Source organism: Duganella paludis, from assembly GCF_054461335.1.
Map to the genome: position 1 here is coordinate 4167198 of NZ_CM136922.1, position 18802 is coordinate 4185999.

The 18802-nt window shown below is 64.3% G+C and carries 14 protein-coding genes; 8 read left to right on the plus strand and 6 right to left on the minus strand.

Annotated elements, in window-relative coordinates:
* The first annotated feature begins 14 nt into the window (after positions 1-14).
* The 7 genes from ACXZ1M_RS18490 to ACXZ1M_RS18520 all read left to right on the plus strand — a co-directional run bounded on the left by ACXZ1M_RS18490 (position 15) and on the right by ACXZ1M_RS18520 (position 7313).
* Positions 15-833 (plus strand): HDOD domain-containing protein, encoded by an 819-nt coding sequence (locus tag ACXZ1M_RS18490; RefSeq protein ID WP_459049109.1) that lies wholly within the window; start codon positions 15-17, stop codon positions 831-833.
* Between the two features lie 48 nt (positions 834-881).
* Complete coding sequence (locus ACXZ1M_RS18495; RefSeq protein ID WP_459049110.1) at positions 882-1613, plus strand: FadR/GntR family transcriptional regulator; 732 nt, start codon at positions 882-884, stop codon at positions 1611-1613.
* A gap of 146 nt (positions 1614-1759) precedes the next feature.
* The gene (gene kdgD, locus ACXZ1M_RS18500; protein WP_459049111.1) at positions 1760-2671 is read left to right on the plus strand and encodes a 5-dehydro-4-deoxyglucarate dehydratase; all 912 of its coding nucleotides are present in this window, start codon (positions 1760-1762) and stop codon (positions 2669-2671) included.
* A 71-nt stretch (positions 2672-2742) separates the two neighbouring features.
* Entirely contained in the window at positions 2743-4320 is a 1578-nt protein-coding gene (locus ACXZ1M_RS18505) for an aldehyde dehydrogenase (NADP(+)) (protein WP_459049112.1), read from the plus strand.
* Positions 4308-5186 carry an SMP-30/gluconolactonase/LRE family protein gene (locus ACXZ1M_RS18510; protein WP_459049113.1) on the plus strand — a complete coding sequence of 293 codons (879 nt, stop codon included), beginning with the start codon at positions 4308-4310 and terminating at the stop codon, positions 5184-5186. Before ACXZ1M_RS18505 ends, ACXZ1M_RS18510 begins: the two co-directional genes overlap by 13 nt.
* Positions 5187-5203: 17 nt before the next feature.
* On the plus strand, positions 5204-6748 hold the full coding sequence (locus ACXZ1M_RS18515; protein WP_459049114.1) for a glycoside hydrolase family 43 protein: 1545 nt from the start codon (positions 5204-5206) through the stop codon (positions 6746-6748).
* 295 nt (positions 6749-7043) lie between these two features.
* Positions 7044-7313, plus strand: a complete 270-nt coding sequence (locus ACXZ1M_RS18520; protein WP_459049115.1) for a hypothetical protein — start codon at positions 7044-7046, stop codon at positions 7311-7313.
* Here ACXZ1M_RS18520 and ACXZ1M_RS18525 read toward each other — a convergent pair whose 3' ends face one another.
* From ACXZ1M_RS18525 to ACXZ1M_RS18550, 6 genes are all read right to left on the minus strand, one after another.
* Complete coding sequence (locus ACXZ1M_RS18525) at positions 7314-7808, minus strand: hypothetical protein (RefSeq protein WP_459049116.1); 495 nt, start codon at positions 7806-7808, stop codon at positions 7314-7316.
* Between the two features lie 74 nt (positions 7809-7882).
* Complete coding sequence (locus ACXZ1M_RS18530; RefSeq protein ID WP_459049117.1) at positions 7883-9721, minus strand: glycoside hydrolase family 28 protein; 1839 nt, start codon at positions 9719-9721, stop codon at positions 7883-7885.
* Between the two features lie 10 nt (positions 9722-9731).
* Positions 9732-12419: a pectinesterase family protein gene (locus ACXZ1M_RS18535; RefSeq protein WP_459049118.1), complete on the minus strand. Its 2688-nt coding sequence runs from the start codon at positions 12417-12419 to the stop codon at positions 9732-9734.
* Positions 12416-13219 carry a rhamnogalacturonan acetylesterase gene (locus tag ACXZ1M_RS18540; RefSeq protein ID WP_459049119.1) on the minus strand — a complete coding sequence of 268 codons (804 nt, stop codon included), beginning with the start codon at positions 13217-13219 and terminating at the stop codon, positions 12416-12418. Before ACXZ1M_RS18540 ends, ACXZ1M_RS18535 begins: the two co-directional genes overlap by 4 nt.
* 69 nt (positions 13220-13288) lie before the next feature.
* Entirely contained in the window at positions 13289-16006 is a 2718-nt protein-coding gene (locus ACXZ1M_RS18545) for a TonB-dependent receptor plug domain-containing protein (protein WP_459049120.1), read from the minus strand.
* Positions 16007-16231: 225 nt separating this feature from the next.
* Positions 16232-16936 (minus strand): FadR/GntR family transcriptional regulator, encoded by a 705-nt coding sequence (locus tag ACXZ1M_RS18550; RefSeq protein ID WP_459049121.1) that lies wholly within the window; start codon positions 16934-16936, stop codon positions 16232-16234.
* Positions 16937-17219: 283 nt separating this feature from the next.
* Here ACXZ1M_RS18550 and garD point away from each other — a divergent pair, with 283 nt between their 5' ends.
* A complete protein-coding gene (gene garD / locus ACXZ1M_RS18555; RefSeq protein ID WP_459049122.1) occupies positions 17220-18782 on the plus strand; it encodes a galactarate dehydratase in 1563 nt (520 codons plus the stop codon).
* The last annotated feature ends 20 nt before the right edge of the window (positions 18783-18802 follow it).

Consider the following 18802-nt stretch of genomic DNA (forward strand, 5'->3'; position numbering starts at 1 on the left):
GCTATAATGTTTCTATGGAAAAACTAAGAGACCTCTCGGAGATCGTCGCGCAGGCCAGCCGTGGCGAACTGGTGTTCCCCACCAGCGTGAACGCGGCCTTGCGCCTGCAACTGGCGCTGGCCGATCCCGACTGCGAGATGGACGATGTGATCCGCAAGGTGCTGGGCGAGCCGTTGCTGGCGGCGCGCACCGTGGCGCTGGCCAACGCGGCCGTGTTCAACCGCAGCGGCGTGCCGGTCACCAGCGTGCGCGCGGCGGTGCAGCGCGTGGGTTACCGCAATTTGTACAGCATGGCCGCCGCCATGGTGGTGCGCCAGTTCGGCGCCCGCATCCGCGATGAGCGCCTGCGCCGCCAGGCCGACCAGCTGTGGCGCCACACCGCGCACGTGGCGGCGCTGGCCCACGTGGTCGGCCGCAAGCTGACCTCCACCGATCCCGATACCGCGCTATTCGCCGGCATCGTGCACGAGGCCGCCGGTTTCTACCTGTTGTCGCGCGCCGACGACATGCCGGGGCTGCTGGAAGATGTGGGCGGGCTGATGGGCCCGGCGCAGGAAATCATCTCGCGCGAGTTGATGAAGAAGATGTGCATTCCCGAGCCGGTGAGCCAAGCCATCGTCTCGCTGCCCGGCGCCACGCTGACGCCGCCGCCGTTGGGCCTGCGCGACACGCTGCTGATCGCCAAGCGCCTGGCGCCGGTGCGCTCGCCGCTGGCGGCAGGGCAGGACAGCCCCTCGCTGGCCGGCTTCATCGACGACAACGCCCTGCTGGACCAGATCCTGCTCGAATCCGCCGACGAAGCCGCATCGATGAGCGCCGCCCTGCTGGTGTGATTTTGTCTATGCGTGTATCCTGACGTCGTCATACAACAGTCCAAAACCATGAATCAGACCGTATCGGCGCCTGCGCCCAAGAAAAAGCACCGCAACCTCGCCCAGGGCGTGGTGGAGGGCTTCACCACCAGTATCCAGGCAGGCACGCTGAAGCCGGGCGAAAAGCTGCCGACCGAGTCCGTCATCATGGAAATGCACGGCGTCAGCCGCACGGTGGTGCGCGAAGCGATTTCGCACCTGCAGGCGGCCGGGCTGGTGCAGACGCGCCACGGCATCGGCACCTTCGTGCTGGAGCCGCAGCCGGCCAATATCTTTTCATCCGACACCATCCGCACCATCGGCGATGTGCTGGCCATCCTGGAGCTGCGCATCAGCCTGGAGACCGAGGCTGCCTGGCTGGCCGCCACCCGCCGCACGGAAGAGCAGGTGGCCCTGATGGACGCGTCGCTCAAGCGCATCGTCGCCTCGCAGAACCGCTCCGGCGCGGTGGAGTCGGACAAGGCTTTCCACCTGCTGATCGCGCAGTCCACCGGCAACCGCTATTTCGTCGATATCCTGAGCGATCTCGGCAACACCATCATTCCGCGCGCGCGCCTCGACGCCGAGCAACTGGCCCACGACGATCCGGTGGCCTACCAGGAACGCGTCAACCGCGAGCACGACGATATTTACAACGCCATCCTGCGCAAGGATGCGGAAGCGGCGCGCGCCGCCATGCGCACCCACCTGAGCAACAGCCGCGAGCGCCTGCGCCGCGCGCAGCAAGAGGTGAGCCAATAGGTGACCAAATAAGCAACGCCTAGGACGGCGATTTGACGCTTTGCGTTAAATCGCTTGCGTCCAAACAGATCTAGTTGTACGATGTCATACAACACGGCGCCAGGGCGTCATCCCTCACCCCACAGACGTTAATATTGGAGACTGTAATGCATCCGAATGACCTGAAAAAAATCCTTTCCTCCGGCCTGCTGTCGTTCCCTATCACCGACTTCGATGCGGAAGGCAATTTCCGCAAGTCGACCTACATCCAGCGTCTGGAATGGCTGGCTCCTTACGGCGCGACCGCGCTGTTCGCCGCTGGCGGCACAGGCGAGTTCTTCTCGCTGACCCCGCAGGAATATCCAGAGATCATCAAGACCGCCGTCGACACCTGCCGTGGCCAGGTGCCGATTCTGGCCGGCGTCGGTGGTCCGACCCGCGTTGCCGCAGCCTACGCCAAGGAAGCCGAGAAGGCCGGCGCGCAAGGCCTGCTGCTGCTGCCGCACTACCTGACCGAAGCGTCGCAAGACGGCCTGATCGAACACGTGGCCGAAGTCTGCAAAGCCACCAACTTGGGCGTCGTGGTCTACAACCGCGCCAACTGCCGCCTGAGCCCGAACTCGCTGGCGATCCTGGCCGACCGTTGCCCTAACCTGATCGGCTTCAAGGACGGCATCGGCGACATCGAACTGATGGTCTCGATCTGGCGCAAGATGGGCGACCGCTTCAGCTACCTGGGCGGCCTGCCGACCGCTGAAGTCTACGCCGCCGCCTACAAGGCGCTGGGCACCCCGGTGTACTCGTCGGCCGTGTTCAACTTCATGCCGAAACTGGCGATGGACTTCTACCACGCCGTGGCCGCCGACAACCACGCCGAACAGAACCGCATGATCGACGAGTTCTTCCTGCCATACCTGGACATCCGCAACCGCAAGGCCGGTTACGCCGTGTCGATCGTCAAGGCAGGCGCCAAGCTGGCCGGCTACGACGCCGGTCCGGTGCGCGCACCGCTGACCGACCTGAACGCGGAAGAAATGGACATGCTGCACAAACTCATGCTCAAGCAAGGCGCGCAGTAATGCGTTAAGCTACCGCTAACATAAAACCAAGCGCGGCTTTGTCCGCGCTTTTCACACATCGGAGCCATAAAATGCAAGTAGTTGGAGAAATGATCATCGGCCGCAGCGCTGTCCTGGGCAAAGAAGGCGTTATCAAGGCCATCGACCCATCCCGCAACGCTGAAATCGAGCCGGCATTCGGCCTGGCCGGCGCCGCCGACCTGCAACGCGCCGTCGAACTGGCCAACGCGGCCTTCGACGTGTACCGCGAAACCAGCCTGGAAGTGCGCGCCAAGTTCCTGGAAACCATCGCTGACCGCATCCTGGACCTGGGCCCGACCCTGATCGAACGCGCCATGCAGGAAACCGGCCTGCCGCAAGCACGCCTGGAAGGCGAGCGCGGTCGTACCGTCGGCCAGCTGCGCCTGTTCGCGAAAGTGGTGCGCGATGGCCGCTTCCAATCCGCCACCCTGGACAGCGCGCTGCCGGACCGCGCACCTGCGCCACGTCCTGACCTGCGCCTGCGCAAAATCGGCCTGGGCCCGGTTGCCGTGTTCGGCGCTTCGAACTTCCCGCTGGCGTTCTCGGTGGCTGGTGGCGATACCGCCTCGGCGCTGGCAGCTGGTTGCCCGGTCATCGTGAAAGCCCACTCGGCTCACCTGGGTACCTCGGAACTGGTCGGCAAGGCTGTCGCCAAAGCCGCTGAAGAGTGCAACATGCCTGAAGGCGTGTTCTCGATGCTGATCGGCTCGGGCCAGACCATCGGTCAGAACCTGGTGGCGCATCCGTTCATCAAGGCCGTCGGCTTCACCGGCTCGCGCGCTGGTGGCGTGGCGCTGATGCACACCGCCGCTGCCCGTAAAGAGCCAATTCCTGTGTACGCCGAAATGAGCTCGATCAATCCGGTGTTCCTGCTGCCGGGCGCGCTGGACAATCCTAAGCTGCCGCAAGCGTTTGCCGATTCGCTGACCCTGGGCGCAGGCCAGTTCTGCACCAACCCTGGCCTGCTGATCGCACTGAAGTCGGACAAGCTGCAAGCCTTCGTCGACGCCGCCGCCGGCACCATCGGCGCCAAGCCTGCGCTGACCATGCTGACCCCAGGCATCCACAAAGCCTACAACAGCGGCGTCAAAGGCCTGGCTGGCGTGGACGGCGTGCAGCAGGTTGCCGTTGGCCAGACCAACGATCTGCCATGCGCGGCGCAAGCGTTCCTGTACCAGGTCGACGCCAAGCGCTTCCTGACCGACACCGCGCTGGAAGGCGAAATCTTTGGCCCAACCTCGCTGCTGGTCGTCGCTGAAACCGAAGAAGAGCTGCTGGCCGTGGCCGAGCACCTGGAAGGCCAGCTGACCGGCGCCGTGCACGCCACCGCCGACGACAAGGCGCTGGCCACCAAGCTGCTGCCTATCCTGGAACGCAAGGTTGGCCGCATCCTGTTCAACGGCTTCGGCACCGGCGTTGAAGTGGCGCACGCCATGGTTCACGGCGGCCCGTACCCATCGACGTCGGACAGCCGTTCGACTTCGGTAGGCGCGTCGGCGATCGACCGCTTCCTGCGTCCAGTGTCGTACCAGGACGTGCCTGCGTACCTGCTGCCTGAGTCGCTGGCCGATGCCAATCCACAGAAGATCCCGCGCGTAGTGAATGGCGATCTGGTATGGAACGCGTAAATGATGTGAGCTGCACGGTGGGCGAAAGCCCAACGTGGAGCGCGGCCGAAGGCGCCTGGTACTGGGTGGATATCCCGGCCAAGCGCGTTTGGCGCCTGGACGCCGCCAGCGGCACCAGCCGCTATTGGGACAACGCCGAGATGGTCGCCTGCGTGGCGGCCAAGGCCGGCGGTGGCCTGATCGCCGGCATGGAGACCGGTATCTTCAGCCTGGAGCTGGGCGCGGGTCAAACCGCGTCGGCGCTCAAGCTGGCGACGCCGGCTTCCGGACTGGGCGAGGGCATGCGCTTCAACGACGGTCGCTGCGACCGTCAGGGGCGCTTCCTGGCCGGCACTATGTTCATGGACATGGGCGCCGCCAAGGCGGTTGGGCAGCTGTATCGCTACGATGCGGCGCGCGGCATTTCGGCGCCGCTGGTGTCCGAGCTGCTGACGCAGAACGGCACGGCGTTTTCGCCGGACGGCCGCATCATGTACCTGTCGGATTCGCATCCGCAGCGGCGCATGGTGTGGGCGTACGACTACGACATCGCCGATGGTGTGCCGAGCAATCGCCGCGTGTTCGCCGACATGACGGGCCAGGCCGGCCGTCCCGACGGCGCTGCGGTCGATGCCGACGGCTGCTACTGGATCTGCGGTAACGACGGCGGCTACCTGCTGCGCTATACGCCGGACGGCAAGGTGGATCGCCGGGTCGAGGTGCCGATGCTCAAGCCATCCATGTGCGCCTTCGGCGGCAAGGATCTGGATACGCTGCTGGTCACTTCCATCGTCTCCGGCAAGCCGGAAGATGCGGAGTGGGGCGGTTCCGTGATCATGCTGCGGCCCGGTGTCAAGGGCGTGGCTGAAACCCCGTTCGGAGCGTGACGATGAGGCGGATACTTTTGCGGTGTCTGCCTTTTTTGTTTGCGGCCTGGCTCGCCGCGTGTGGCACCGCGCCTGTTGCGCAGTACCAGAACCCGATTCTTCATGCCGACTATTCGGACCCCGATGTGATCCGCGTCGGCGAGACCTATTACCTGGTTTCCTCAAGTTTCAACAGCGCGCCGGGATTGCCGCTGCTGCAGTCGCCCGACCTGGTCAACTGGACGCTGGTCGGCCACGCCTTGCCGCAGCAGGTGCCGCTCGATGTCTTCGCCAAGCCGCAGCACGGCAAGGGCGTGTGGGCGCCGTGCCTGCGCTACCACGACGGAAAATTCTGGATCTTCTATCCAGACCCGGACTTCGGCATCTACGTCATCACCGCCAAGGACTTCGCCGGGCCATGGAGCGCGCCGCGCCGGCTGGCTGCGGGCAAAGGCCTGATCGATCCCACCCCGCTGTGGGACGACGACGGCCAGGCCTGGCTGCTGCACGCATGGGCCAAGAGCCGCGCCGGTTTCAACAATGTGCTGACCTTGCGCCGCATGGCGCCGGACGCCAGCCGCCTGCTGGACGACGCGGGCAAGATCGTCATCGACGGGAACAAGCTGCCCAAGTACACCACGCTGGAAGGTCCGAAGCTTTACAAGCGCGATGGCTACTACTATGTGTTTGCGCCGGCCGGCGGTGTGGAATACGGCTGGCAGTCGGTGTTCCGCTCGCGCAGTATCGGCGGGCCGTACGAAGAGCGCATCGTCATGGCGCAGGGCGGTTCTGCGGTGAACGGTCCGCATCAAGGCGGATGGGTGCAGACGCCGCAAGGCGAGGACTGGTTCATCCACTTCCAGGACAAGCGGGCCTACGGCCGCGTGGTGCACTTGCAGCCGATGAAGTGGCGCGACGGCTGGCCTTTGATCGGCGAGGATGTCGGCGGCGCGGCCGGCCAGCCCGTGGCGAGCTACCGCATGCCGGTGGTCGGCAAGGCCACCGCAGCACCACCGACCAGCGATGAATTCAATGGCGCCGCACTCGGCCTGCAATGGCAATGGAACGCCAATTGGCAGCCGTCGTGGTACGCGCTGGGCGACGGCAAGCTGCGCCTGTTCGGCCAGCCGCGCGACAGCAATCTGTGGGACGTGCCGTCGTTGCTGCTGCAAAAACTGCCGGCGGAAACCTTCACCGTCACCGCCAAGGTGGACGCCGCAGGCCTTGCGGAAGCCGGCGTTGCAGGCCTGGTGATGTACGGCTCCGACTACGCCTGGCTAGGCACGCGCCGCAGCGACGGCGTGACCAGGCTGGCGCTGGTGAGCTGCTACAAAGCCGACGTGAAATGCCACGAGCAGCAGGAGGCCGGCGTCGATTTGCCGTCGCCGCAAATATGGCTGCGCATGCAGGTGCTGGCCGGCGGCGTGACGCAATTCTCGTACAGCCTCGATGGCGCGAAATACACGCCCATCGGCGCCCAGTTCACCGCCAAGATGGGGCGCTGGGTAGGCGCGCAAATGGGCCTCTTCAGCGCCGGCAATGCAGGCCACGCCGACATCGACTACTTCCGCGTTACCCCTTGATCCGTTTGGCTAATATCAAGGGAATGCACTGAATCCGCGCAGTACAATGGTTATTCACCATGCGGAGGTGTGCCATGAGAACGATGACTTTGAGCTTACCCGCGGAAATAGATGACTTTCTAACGGCTTTTGCTTACTCGCAGGGAGTCAGCAGGGGACGTGCGCTAAAAGGCGCGTTGAGCCTTCTGAAAATCGCATACGATCAGAAACAAAAAGGCGATGGCTCATCGCTAGGTCTGGTTCAGCGTATGCCAGATAACTCCTTGCGTGCGGTAGGTGTGGTGACAGGAATACGATGAGTGAGCCCAAGGATCATGGCGTCGATCTTTTGGATGACGCCTTTCCGCGTAGTCCAGACCCTTCGGTCAACGAGCGGGATCGTCTAATCTTTGCCAAGCAGGTCACGCTCGGGCTGGCGCTTATCAGTTCGGCAATCATGGCCGGGTATGCCTGCTACCCCGAGAATCGCGCGCTTGCGGCGTTGATTGAAATTATCAAAATCGGCATGCTGCCGATGGCAACGCTGGTGATCTCGTTCTATTTCACCAGCGGCACGAAGAAGTGACTACTGCTTCTTCAAAATCATCTTGAATTGCGTGACCCATTTGTCTTTGACGTACATTTCGCTGAAGGCTTCGTAGGAGTCGGCGTTCACGGTCCATTGCACGCGGTAGGGCAGGACCATGTTGCCGTTGATGTATTGCGTCTCGGGGAACTCCAGGCCGTTGGCGGTGGGCTTCATGGTGCCGCGACTGAATCCGCCGCTGTTTTCCACGTATAGGTAGGACACCAGCTTGGCCGCCGCGTCGTAGTAGTAGATGGTCTCGCCCACGTAGTCCGGCTTGCCCGGCGTGCGCACGGTGTGGACGTCGCGCAGCGCGTGGCCGTCCAGCGTCCATTGGAAGCAATGCTCGTCGGTCTGCTTCCCGCCCGGGAACTCGCCTTTCCAGCAGTGCCCCGCCAGGAACGCCATCGGCTTGAGTGCCTCGGCGGGCGCCGCCTGCACGACGGCGCCAGTGAAGACGGAGGACAACAGCAACAGCATCGGCAGTGGGCGCATGGCGTATCTCCGTATGAAAGTCCGGCCAGTATATGCCAAGGCCCACGCCATGCGGTTGCGCCGATACTACGCCATCAGGCCGACAGCGTGGTGTTGTGCACCTTGTCGCCAATGGTGACGTTCTTCAGCGTCAGCCCCTTGACGTTGTACAGATACCATGGTGCTTCGGCGTTGACTGGCGTGCCGAAATCGCAGTCGGTGATGGTCACGCCCGTGACCGGGAACACCGGCGGCATCGGGCCCGGGCCGTTGTAGTCCGATGCCACCGGGCCGAGGATCACGATCGCCTGGAAGCACGATGCGGTCTTGCCGTCTTTGTTGACGTTGCTGGCCTTGACGTTGGAGATGTGGATGTTCTCCACGATCGGCGGACGAATGCGCACGTTGTCGCTGATCGGCGCGTAGTCGCAGTCGAAGGTGACGATGGCGCCGGCCGCCGTGGCCACGGTCTTCGACTGGATCGGCGAACCTGGCAGCGAGGCGTAGAACGACGGCGAGATCTGCACGCCGTTCGGCACCGTGCAATCGCGCACGTAGAAATTGCGCAGGAAGCCGCCGCGATTCAGGTTGGTCTTCATGCGGATGGCCGTGTTGAGCGGATTGGTTTTCCAGTTGGCGTTTTCAAACACCAGCTTTTGCGCAAACACGTTCTGGATGCCGCCGGCCATCTCGCTGCCCAGCGTCACGCCGCCATGGCCGCTGTGCATGATGCAGTTCTGGATGACGATGTTCTGCGATGGGCCATATTGCGTGTCCTGGTCCTTGCCGGCCTTGATGGCGATGCAGTCGTCGCCGGTGTCGAAGGTGCAGTTCTCCACCAGCACGTGGTCGCAGGCTTCAGGATCGAAGCCGTCGCTGTTCGGGCCGTGGCTGTGCATCTCGACACCACGGATCACCAGGTTGCGGCAATGGACCGGGTGGTGCTGCCAGAACGGCGTGTTCTGCACGCGGTAACCCTGCAGCAGCACGTTGGTGCAGCCGATGATCTGGATCATCGGCGCGCGCAGGTAGTGGCCGATGCCGAAGATGCGCTTGGACAGCGGCACGCCGGCTTCCGACAGTGCCGGCAGGTATTGCGCATCCCAGCGCCACTTGTCGCCTTCGCCCTGGATCAGCAGGCGTTCCGCTTCCGTCAGGGCCGGCGCCACGGTGGCCAGCGACTGCGCGTTGAGCGGATTGACGGTGTTCTCCGACATGGTGCCGGCCTTGAAGTTGGGTGTGGTGCCCTGGCCGATGGAGTTGATGGTTTTCTGCTTGCCTTTCCAGGTCCACCAGCAATCGCCGGCGTCGTTGAACGGCACGCCGCCCTGGCCGTCCAGGATCGCGGTCCAGTCGTCACCGGTGAGGGCGATGTTGTCCTGGCCGTAGGCGTACACCATCGGCGAGTAGTTCAGGCAGTCGTTGCTCTGCCAGCGTGAGATGGTCAGCTTGCCGTGCTTGCCGCAGTCAATGTCGCCGTACTTGGCGTAGTCCGCCGGGTTGTGGCTGAAGTAGACGTGCGCGCCTTTGCTCAGGTGGACGTTCACGTTCGATAGCAGCACGATGGGGCCGGCCACGAACCAGTCGCCGGCCGGGATCAGCACACGGCCACCGCCGGCAGCGTTGCAGGCTTTGATGGCGGCCTTGATGGCGGCGTAGCAGTCGTGCGCGCGAGGCGCCGGCGTGCCCAGTTCCTCCATGCCCTCGTGCGAGACCCAGGCCTTCACCTTGGTCAGCTTGCAGGTCTTGGCGCCGTAGGCGGTGATGTTGAAGTCCTGCTTGCGGAACTTCAGTGGCTTGGACACATGATCGACGATGGCCTGCGCCTGCAGCCATGGATCCGGTGCTGTGGCGGCGGCGGCCGGCAGGCCGATCGACAGGCCGGCGGCTGGCAGGGCTTTCATCAGGGTGCGGCGGTGGGTATTGATGGTCATGCTGGTGTCCCTATTCATCTGAATTGTTGAACTCGCCGATAAAAATATCGGCCGGCGATGGTGCCTGGGCGTAGCCGAGATCCTTGACGGGATCGATGCCGGCTTTGAGCAGGTTGTTCCAGTGGTCGTCCGAGTTGTATTGCACCGGGCGATAAGAGATGGTGCCCTTCTTGTTCCAGTCCATCCACGGTTGCTGCTGGTTGATGTGCGCACCGATGCGCGAATTGAGCACCACCATCTTGCCGACCGCTTCCAGCGACACACGCGCCACGGTGCCGGTGGGCGCCTTGTAGCCGTTGAGCGGGCCGTAGGTGCAGCTGTAGCCCTCGATCGCCAGCGGCGCGTACGGCGTGCAGCGCGAGCTGTGGAACCATTGGCGCAGCAGATGGAAGCTGCCGGTCTTCGCGCCTTCATGCGTGAAGCGGGCGTTGTCGAAGACGAAGCCGTATCTGGTTTTGACGTGCGTGTCCGGTGCGGCGACGTAGGACACGCCACGGTCGCCCAGCGTGCGGATTTCGGTCTGGTGGAAGTAGGCGGTGCTGTCGCCGAAGATGAAATCGACATCGCCTTCGATGTAGGACTTGTTGAAGAAGCTGCGCACCGTGCTGCCGGGCTGCGGCGACTTGAGGTACAGCGTGTCCTGGAAGCCGATCAGGCGGATGTTCTCGAACTGCGCCTTGTCTGCGCTGTCCACGCTGAGCGCGATCGCCTGGTGGTGGACGTTATTGACGTTGGGGAGTTCCTCGGCGCGGGCGTTGCCGGTGTCCTTGTTGTAGCCGTTTTCAAAGGTCAGGTTGCGGGCCTGGAAGCCGTTGTTCTGCGCCCAGACGGTTTGCGTGCCGAAGGTGCCGATCTGCGCGCGGTCCTTGATGGTGGCGTACATGGCTTGCACCGCCAGCGCGGCCCTGGCGAATTGCGAGCCGTATTGCGCGTCGTAGGCGGCGCCGCTGACGGATGCGTCCAACCGGGCCGTGATGCGCGTGGCCGTTGCGTCCTTGCCGTCGCTGTACAGGGTGATCGGTGCGGCGCTGGCGGGGATGTAGACGAGTTCCTGGTACACGCCAGGTTTGACCAGCATGTACAGGCGTTTGGCCGGCCGCGCGGCGCTATCGAGCGTGGCGCGGCTGACGGCTTCCTGCACCGTGTTGAAGGTGCGGGCGCCGTCGGCCTTGATGGTCTTGTCGACGATGTAGTCGGGCGTGAAAGCTGCGCCCTTTGCCAGCGGATCGGCCAGCGGGTCCCACGGATCGACTTTTTCATTGCCAGCCTCGCCGACGTACTTCAGCACTTCGCTGTACGAAAACTGTTTGGCCTGTTCCAGCGTGAGCTGCGGTCGCGCGCTGCTGCCAGCGATGGCGGGGAAGGGCGCGAAGCGGATGGCGCAGGTGCTGTTGTCCTTGCGGGAGATGGCGTCGCCGGACAAGCGGGCGAATTCGATCTTGCGATCGGGCTTGCCGGCGATGCTGACGTCTTGCAGGCCGACCTGCGCCGGACGCTGTTCGTCGTAGCCCTGGATGATCACGCGCGCCGGCGTGACGCTGTGCACATCCTCGAAGGCGATGTTGGTGTAGACCGGCACCTGCGTGCCTTCGGCGCGGCTGTCGTAGCGGGCACCGATGTCGATCGGCGTTTTCACGTTGCGCAGGCAGACGTTCCGGTAGCGCACCTGGTCCACTGCGCCGCCGCGCGAGACGTCGCTCTTGATGCGCAGGCCCGAGGTGGCGCCGTCGATGCTCAAGTCTTCCACCAGCACGCGGCGCACGCCGCCATTGGTCTCGCTGCCGATGGACATGCCATGGCCGCTGTAGAAGCGGTTGTGCAGGATGGAGATGTTTTCGGTGATGCCGTTGTTGCCGGCTTTGATGGCGACGTTGTCGTCGCCGGTGCGGATATGGCTGTAGGCGATGGTGACGTTGCGCGAGGAGATGGGATCGATGCCGTCCGTGTTGCGCGCGGTGGCCGGCGTGTCGATGTTGACGCCCCAGGCGGTGAAGCCGTCCACCCTGTTCAGCGTGACGTGGAAGTTGGGCGAGTTGCGCAGCGTGATCTTGTGCAGCGTGATGTTCTGCGCATTGGTGATCTCGATCAGGCGCGGCACGTTCTGGCGTGCGTCTTCCTTCTGCGCGCGGCGTGCCAGCTGCCACCACGATTCCGTGCCGCCGTCGATGACGCGGCCGCCCTGGCCGTCGATCACGCCTTCGCCGTAGATGCCGCTGGCTTTGGCGTTGTCGATGGTGATGAAGGGCTTGCAGCCGCGCCCCTGGCTGTCGATGCTGCCGCAGGTGCCTGCGCCGCGATCATACAGTTTTGGATTGCTGCTGGCGGCCAGCGTGGCGCCTTGGTCGATCAGCAGGCTGACGCCGCTGCGCAGCTTGAGTGGGCCGGAGACGAAGCGCTGCTTGTCCACGCCCGCCGTCAGGCGCACGGCGCGGCCGGCAGGGCATTGGTCGATGGCGGCCTGGATGCGCGCGCTGTCATCGCTGCTGGCAGAGGAGGTGTTGGCTGCACCTGCAGTCAGCACGGTGCACGAGGGCGGTGGCGCCGGCTCGGTGACCTTGCGCGTGTCCTGTGCCTGTACGCCGCCGGCGGTCGCCAGCGCGACCAGCGTGAACAACGCGACCGATGCGGCCGATGCACCCCGCGCGGCAATCGGCGGCGTGCCCGGTGCGGCGGCGCGCGGAGTGCGCGGCGCCGTCACTGCTCGCTCTCCGGCTTGAACTGGCCGGCCAGATCCGGAATGGCGCGCTTGATTTCGTCCATCACCATGCGTGAGAAGTAGGCCGCTCCTTTGGCGCCAACGTGGGTGCGGTCGAAGGCGGACTTCGCGGCGCCCGCCACCTCCACCTTGCCGGCCGCCGGCGCGGCGCCGAAATCGGCCGGACGCGGCACCATGGCTAGCGTGTCGGCTTCGTCCTGGCCCATGGCTTGCACGGCTGCGTAGCTCTCGGCGTTCAGGTCCAGCAGCGGCGCCTGTTGCGCGGCGGCGGTGGCGCGGATCACGTCCGCCCACGGCGCCAGGTTGTTCTCAAGGACGCCGTCCTTGAAAGTGCGGCGCGTGAGTGGCGTCAGCAGCACGGGCACGCCGCCCAGCGCTTTCACCTGCTGCGCATAGCGCGCCATGTTGACGGGGAATTCGGTTTTCAAATCGGTGGAGCGGCCAGGCTTGCCCGGCTGGTCGTTGTGGCCGAACTGGATCAGCACATAGGTGGCGCGATAAGCGGCGGCGCCGCGCAGCAGGCCTTCCACTTCATCCCAACGGCCTTCGGCGCGGAAGCTGCCGGAGCTGCGGCCGCCCTTGGCCAGGTTGATGCAGGTGTTGGCGCGATTGACGCGCGCGCAGAAGGCGTCGCCATAGCCGCTGGTATTGGCCATGGTGGAGTCGCCGACCAGGATGAAGCGGATCGGCTTTGCAGGTGGAGGAGGTGACGCTTCGGCCGCGTGAGCGCCGCCGGCCAGCAAGATCGTTGCGGCGGCGATGCAGGTAATCAGGTGTTTCATGGCGAGTTCCGGGCAAAAAAAGGGCGCCGGCCGAGGTGTCGGTCCGGCGCCCCATACTCAAGCCTTCATTTAGAAGGTGTAGGTAGCACGTACGTTGTAGGCGCGGCCGATCGGGCTGGCTGCGCTGCTCAGGTAACCAAAGCTATACAGGCTGCTGTTGGTTGCCGGCGGTTCGGCGTTGAACAGATTGGTGATGCCGGCGGTGACCTGGATGTTCTTGAAACCACTGTAGGTGGTGGTCAGGTTCCACATCTTCATCGAGTTGATGTCGCGCCAGTATTGCGACGCCACCAGGTTCTGGTCGGTGTACTTCGAGTTGTAGTTCTGGGTCAGCGTGCTGTTCCAGTTACCCGATGCCCAGTTCAGGCGCAGCGTGTGCTTCCAGCGATAGGTGATGATCGGGAAGCTCGACGTGGTGCCGTTGCTGGCCAGGCCGAAGCGGCCGATGTTCGACACGAACGGGCTGCCGTCATACAGCTGGTTGTCGAACTGGGTCAGGTAGGTGCCGTCCAGCGAGACTTTGAAATCGCCGTAGCTGGTTTTCGGGAAGGCATACGAACCCGAGACGTCGATACCGGCCGCTTTCTGTCCACCCAGATTCATCGTGGTGTTGACGATGTAGTTGATGGTACGGTCAGGATTACGCACGAAGTACGATGCGTAGCCGACCGGGTCCAGGAAGTACACCTGCTCCGGCAGGTTGGCCAGCATGTCGGTCATGCGGATGTTCCAGTAGTCGAACGAGATCATGCCGTTCTTGACTGGTTCCATCACCACGCCCAGGGTGTAGCCCTTCGACTTTTCCGGTTTCAGGCCGGCGTTGGAGCCGGTCTGCTTCGGCAGGGTGGTGTTGCAGACGGTCGATGCGACGAAGCCTGGCAGCGCGGTGCCGGTGCCGGCCACGCCTGGCGTGCCGCCAGGGCACAGTACCGGATCGTCCCACTTGGCGGCGGTCAGGCCGGTGGCGCCTGGCAGGCGGTAGCCGTAGGCGTCGAACAGGGTCGGTGCGCGGAAGCCGGTGTTGGCCGAACCGCGGAACATCAACTGCTTGCTAGGCTCCCAGCGGAAGCTGATCTTCGGATTGATGGTGGTGCCGAAGTCGCTGAAACGGTCGGCGCGAACGGCGCCGTTCAGTTCCAGGGTCTTGGTGACCGGTGCGTTCACCTCGGCGAACAGCGCGGCGACGTTGCGGCCACCTTCGCCGTGCGATGGGCTGGTGTTGGCGTAGGTGACATCGCTGACGATGGCCAGCTTGGTGTCTTCGGTGGTGTCGCGGTGCAGGTCGGCGCCAAGGGCGACGGCCAACGAGCCGCCCGGCAGTTCCATCAGCGCGCGGCTGGCGGTAACGTCGATGCCGGTGTAGGTCGACTTCGACGTGCGGTTCTTGGCGCCGTCCACGCTGATCGAGGCCAGGTAGGCCTTGCCGTCGGCGTCCTGCAGGCCGAACGGATTGAGCTTGCCGTTTTTCAGGCCGTCGAGCAGGCCCTGGCCGGTGGCGTAGCCCTGGTCGTAGTAGTTGTCGCGTTCCGAGATGCCGACCACCAGGCCGGCCTTGTAGTCCCAGCCCGCCATCGTGCCTTCATCGCTGATGGCCAGGCGCTGGTTGACCTGCACGTCCTTGGTGACGGCCAGGCCCAGATCGGCCACGGCCCAGGTCAGGGTCAACGGTGCGTTGTTCAGGCCCGCCACGGCAGGCACGCCGCCGCTACCGCCCGGATACCACTTGCTGGTCGACGGCAGGGTGACCGGCACGCCTTTGACTGCCAGCGCGTTGGTCGGGTTGCGTGCGCCCTTGATGAATTCCTCGCCGCGTGCGTAGTCGATGTTGACCACGTGGTCTTCGCTCAGCTTCATGGCGCCACGGGCGTAGAAGGTGACCTGCTGGTTGGCGTGCAGCGCGGTGCCGTATTCATTGGCGTCCAGTACGCAGGTGCCCTTCTGGCCGACGATGGAGTAGGGGGCCAGGCAGCCGCTGGCGGCGTACGGGTTCTGCGCGTTCTTGTTGGTCGGCGTGGTGAAGTTGGCCGGGGTGGCGTTGCCGCCGGTGCCCAGCGTAGGAGGACGACCGAGCTCGGTCAGCTTGTCGGCGCTGCTCAGATAGGCGCGGTCGCGCGACGACAGACGGGTGCGCTGGTGCGCGTCGACGGTGGCGTAGAAGCTCCAGCCGTCGCGTTCCAGGTTGCCCTTGCCCCAGGTGGCGGTCAGGCGCTGTTCGTCGCCGCCGCCGTTGGCTTCCGGCTGCACGGCTTGCGCGGTCAGCTGGGTGCCTTCGAACTGGGTCTTGGTGATGAAGTTGACCACGCCGCCGATGGCGTCGGAGCCGTAGATCGAGGAGGCGCCATCGCGCAGCACTTCAACGCGCGCCACGGCGCTCATTGGAATGGTGTCCAGGTTGGCGTAGCCGTCGGCGATCGCCTCGTTGGCCAGGCGGCGGCCGTTCAGCAGCACCAGGGTGCGGTTCACGCCCAGGCCGCGCAGATTGATGTTGGTGCCGGAGCCGGCGTTCGACGGCGCCAGCGACGCCGATTGCGGCAGCGCCATCATGAAGTCGGCCAGGGTGGTCATGCCCTGCTTGACCAGGTCTTCCGCCTTCACGGTGGTGACAGGCAGCGATGCTTCGTTGGCGACGCGCTTGATGCTCGAACCGGTCACTTCGACGCGGGTCATGGTGGCATCGTCGCTTTGGGCGTATGCCTGGTTGGTCAGCGTCAGCACGGCCAGGCTGATGGCGGACAGCAGCAGGCGGGGTTGTGCGGAACGTTTCTGGACCGGGTGCTCGGACTTCATGGTGTTGTCTCCTTCGTCTCTTGAATAAAGTTATACGCAACGCTGGAAAGCGCCTGCGTGAGTGGAGCACCTCGCGTACTCCGTGCCGCTGGGACGAGGGCCGCACGCCGTGCATGGTGCAGAGGGCGGCCGAGGTCGAGACGGTCAATAACTTGATTACTTTATTTTCGCGGCCGGCTTCGAGGCCGGTCCTGCGGTGCTACTGAAATCGGGTACTGCCTTGCTTCATCCGCGCGAGAAGGTGCGGGTCACGCGTTCCAGGTGGGCGCGCATGGCTTTGCGCGCCGCCGCCGGATCGTGGGCGGCGATCGCCTCCAGGATGCGGCGATGGTCCTTCAGCGTTTCCTGGCGCAGTTCCTCGGTCTGGAAGTGTTCCTTGAGCTTGTGCCACAGACGTCCGCGCTGGTCCCACAGGTAGTTCAGCGATCCCACCAGGGCGCTGTTGCCGGTGGCGCGCGCGATGGCCAGGTGGAAGTTGCGGTCGGCCTGCTCGTTGCTTGAATAATTGGCGTGGTTCTTTTCCATCTCGATCACCGCCTGCAGGATGGCGTCGATCGCGCCGTCGGTGGCGACACGTGCGGCGATGGCGGCGATCTCGGATTCGATCAGGCGGCGCGCGGACAGCACTTCGAACGGGCCTGGACCGACTTCCGGCAGGTCGGCTTCGGCCGGTTCCGGCAGTTCGCTCACATAAACGCCGGAGCCGCCGCGCACTTCGATCACGCCGCCCAGTTCCAGGGCGATCAGCGCTTCACGCAGCGAGGCGCGGCTGACGCTCAACTTGGTGGCCAGGTCGCGCTCGGACGGCAGGCGTTCGCCGGCGCCGATGTTTTCGCTGCGGATCAGTTCCTGGATGCGGTCGGCCACGACGCGGTAGAGGCGCGGTTCGTGGGCGTTGCTGTCGGCAGGAGTGGTGGTCTTTTTCAGCATTGGTGTCTCGTCAGTATTTCGTGTGGCTTATTTTATTGCCATCTGGTCAGGCCATTCTAAGGTGGTCAGACCAAATGCGCAATGTGGACTAGCCAAATTAATTTTTAAATGGCATACTGAATTCATTGAGCAGCCGTCTGCACCCTATGTTTACAAGGGCTCTTCCCTAGGAAACATGCGGTTTTCAGACTGTGGCGCGCAGGCCACAATGCAGCACTGGCCGGCCGACAACAGAAGTGGTCAGGCCACTTCACGAGACCAAAAAACAACGTAGGAACGCCAGATGACCACACCGCCGAGCGCAAATACCCCGCGCTACATCCTCATGCACGACAACGATAACGTCGCGATTGTCGTCAACGACGGCGGCCTGCCGGCAGGCGCCGTTTTCCCGAATGGCTTAACGCTGCTGGAAGCGGTCCCGCAAGGCCACAAGGTGGCGCTGCGCGACCTGGCCAAGGGCGACCGCGTGATCCGCTACAACGTCACCATCGGCTTCGCGGTGTCGGACCTGAAAGCCGGCAGCTGGCTGGCGGAGCACAACGTGGAGATGCCGGCCGCGCGCGAGCTCGAAGGCCTGCCGATCGCCACCGTCAAGCCGCCGCCGATGGAGCCGCTGGAGGGCTACACCTTCCAGGGCTACCGCAATCCCGACGGCAGCGTCGGCACGCGCAACATCCTGGCCATCACCACCACTGTGCAGTGCGTATCGGGCGTGGTGGAGTTTGCGGTGGAGCGCATCAAGCAGGAACTGCTGCCGAAATACCCCAACGTCGACGACGTGGTGGGGCTGGAGCACACCTACGGCTGCGGCGTGGCGATCGATGCGCCGGGCGCCAATATCCCGATCCGCACCATCCGCAATATCGCGCTCAATCCGAATTTCGGCGGGCAGGCCATGGTGGTCAGCCTCGGTTGCGAGAAGCTGCAACCTACGCGCCTGTTCCCGAAAGGCTCGATCCCGATCCAGAACGCCGGCGGCGCCGATCCGGGCCTGGTGTGTCTGCAGGATGCGCAGCACGTCGGCTTTATGTCGATGATCGATTCGATCATGAAACAGGCCGAGACCAATCTGGCGGAACTGAACAAGCGCCAGCGCGAAACCGTGCCGGCCTCGGAGCTGGTGGTCGGCGTGCAGTGCGGCGGCAGCGATGCCTTCTCCGGCGTGACCGCCAATCCGGCCGTGGGCTTCGCCACCGACCTGCTGGTGCGCGCCGGCGCCACCGTGATGTTCTCGGAAGTGACCGAAGTCCGCGACGGCATCGATCAACTGACCTCGCGCGCCACCACGCCGGAAGTGGCGGAAGCCATGATCCGCGAGATGGCCTGGTACGACGCCTACCTGACGCGCGGCGGCGTAGACCGCAGCGCCAACACCACGCCGGGCAACAAGAAGGGCGGCCTGTCCAACATCGTGGAAAAGGCCATGGGCTCGATCGTCAAGTCGGGCAGCTCGCCGATTTCGGGCGTGCTGTCGCCGGGCGAAAAGCTGACGCAGAAAGGCCTGATCTACGCCGCCACGCCGGCCAGCGATTTCATTTGCGGCACGCTGCAGGTGGCGGCCGGCATGAACCTGCACATCTTCACCACCGGTCGCGGTACGCCTTACGGCCTGGCCGAAGTACCGGTGATTAAAGTCGCCACGCGCAACGACCTGGCGCGGCGCTGGCACGATCTGATGGACATCAACGCCGGGCGCATCGCCAGCGGCGAAGCCACCATCGCCGATGTCGGCTGGGAGATGTTCCAGATGCTGCTGGATGTCGCCAGCGGCAAGCAGACCTACGCCGAAAAATGGAAACTGCATAACGCACTGGTGCTGTTCAACCCGGCCCCGGTGACCTGAAAATAAATAAGTGAGACAAA

Bases quoted from the DNA above. Each gene is read 5' to 3' on its own strand.
- ACXZ1M_RS18495 (WP_459049110.1), top strand. From the start codon at position 882: ATGAATCAGACCGTATCGGCGCCTGCGCCCAAGAAAAAGCACCGCAAC.
- ACXZ1M_RS18505 (WP_459049112.1), top strand. From the start codon at position 2,743: ATGCAAGTAGTTGGAGAAATGATCATCGGCCGCAGCGCTGTCCTGGGC.
- ACXZ1M_RS18550 (WP_459049121.1), bottom strand. From the start codon at position 16,936: ATGCTGAAAAAGACCACCACTCCTGCCGACAGCAACGCCCACGAACCG.
- ACXZ1M_RS18530 (WP_459049117.1), bottom strand. From the start codon at position 9,721: ATGACCATCAATACCCACCGCCGCACCCTGATGAAAGCCCTGCCAGCC.
- ACXZ1M_RS18525 (WP_459049116.1), bottom strand. From the start codon at position 7,808: ATGCGCCCACTGCCGATGCTGTTGCTGTTGTCCTCCGTCTTCACTGGC.
- ACXZ1M_RS18510 (WP_459049113.1), top strand. From the start codon at position 4,308: ATGGAACGCGTAAATGATGTGAGCTGCACGGTGGGCGAAAGCCCAACG.
- ACXZ1M_RS18520 (WP_459049115.1), top strand. From the start codon at position 7,044: ATGAGTGAGCCCAAGGATCATGGCGTCGATCTTTTGGATGACGCCTTT.
- ACXZ1M_RS18545 (WP_459049120.1), bottom strand. From the start codon at position 16,006: ATGAAGTCCGAGCACCCGGTCCAGAAACGTTCCGCACAACCCCGCCTG.
- ACXZ1M_RS18540 (WP_459049119.1), bottom strand. From the start codon at position 13,219: ATGAAACACCTGATTACCTGCATCGCCGCCGCAACGATCTTGCTGGCC.
- garD (WP_459049122.1), top strand. From the start codon at position 17,220: ATGACCACACCGCCGAGCGCAAATACCCCGCGCTACATCCTCATGCAC.
- ACXZ1M_RS18490 (WP_459049109.1), top strand. From the start codon at position 15: ATGGAAAAACTAAGAGACCTCTCGGAGATCGTCGCGCAGGCCAGCCGT.
- kdgD (WP_459049111.1), top strand. From the start codon at position 1,760: ATGCATCCGAATGACCTGAAAAAAATCCTTTCCTCCGGCCTGCTGTCG.